This is a genomic window from Mycobacterium scrofulaceum, from assembly GCF_001667885.1.
In the GTDB taxonomy this organism is placed as follows: domain Bacteria; phylum Actinomycetota; class Actinomycetes; order Mycobacteriales; family Mycobacteriaceae; genus Mycobacterium; species Mycobacterium scrofulaceum_C.
The window spans coordinates 1-984 of sequence record NZ_LZJW01000072.1; the positions used below are offsets into that span (position 1 = coordinate 1).

Below are 984 nucleotides of genomic sequence, written 5' to 3' on the forward strand. Positions count from 1 at the left end.
ACCTGGGCCTGGTCGGCTTCGCCGGCACGCCGTACCTGCTGGTGTCGCCCACGCCGCAGCACCAGGCGACGATCGACGCGCTCAAGAAGCTCGACTTCGCCGACAGCACGGCCACCGGAGAGGCCATCTTCACCGCCCTGCACGCGGTGAGCGCCCTGGCCATCACCGGCGGCGACACCCCGCCCCCGGCCCGCATCGTGCTGGAGTCCGACGGCGCCGAGAACGTGCCGCTGGACGCCAACGCCCCGCAGGGGGCGTTCACCGCCGCCCGGGCCGCGAAGGCCGCGGGCGTGCAGATCTCGACCATCTCCTTCGGCACGCCGTACGGGACCGTCGAGTACGAGGGCGCCACCATCCCGGTTCCCGTCGACGACCAGACGCTGCAGAAGATCTGCGAGATCACCGACGGCCAGGCGTTCCACGCCGACAGCCTGGAGTCGCTGAAGAACGTCTACTCGACCCTGCAGCGCCAGATCGGCTACGAAACCGTCAAGGGCGATGCCAGCCTGGCCTGGATGCTGCTGGGGGCGGTCGCCTTGGCGAGCGCGATCCTGGCCGGCCTGTTCCTGAACCGCCGGCTGCCGTCCTGAGCGATCAGACCGGCAGCCGCCGGTTGATCAGCAGCGCCAACGCCGTCGCGATCAGGGCGGTGATCACGCCCAGGCGCAGCCACCCGGCGCTGCCCGGCCCCGCCACGGTGCGATAGCCGATGTCCTTCTCGATCGCGTTGTAGCTCTTGTTGAGCTCGGCGATGTTGCTGGCGGTGTAGGACTGCCCGCCGGAAAGCTTGGCGATGGTCTTCATCTGGTCCGTCGAGACCGGGACGGCGACGCGCTGCCCGTCCATCTCGATCTCGCCGGTCTTGGTGCCGAACGAGATCGTCGAGATGGGCACGCCCTCGTCCCGGGCCAGCCGCGCCGCCGTGTAGGCCCCGTCGTGCGGGTCGCTGGGATTGGACGGCTTGTTCTCCCCGCCGTCGGAATT

The 984-nt window shown here is 69.9% G+C and carries 2 pseudogenes; one reads left to right on the forward strand and one right to left on the reverse strand.

Annotated features, from left to right (window positions below):
- A pseudogene (locus A5681_RS10010) lies at positions 1-590 on the forward strand (VWA domain-containing protein); the annotation flags it as partial.
- 4 nt (positions 591-594) lie between these two features.
- Here the strand turns inward: A5681_RS10010 and A5681_RS10015 are convergent.
- A pseudogene (locus A5681_RS10015) lies at positions 595-984 on the reverse strand (hypothetical protein); the annotation flags it as partial.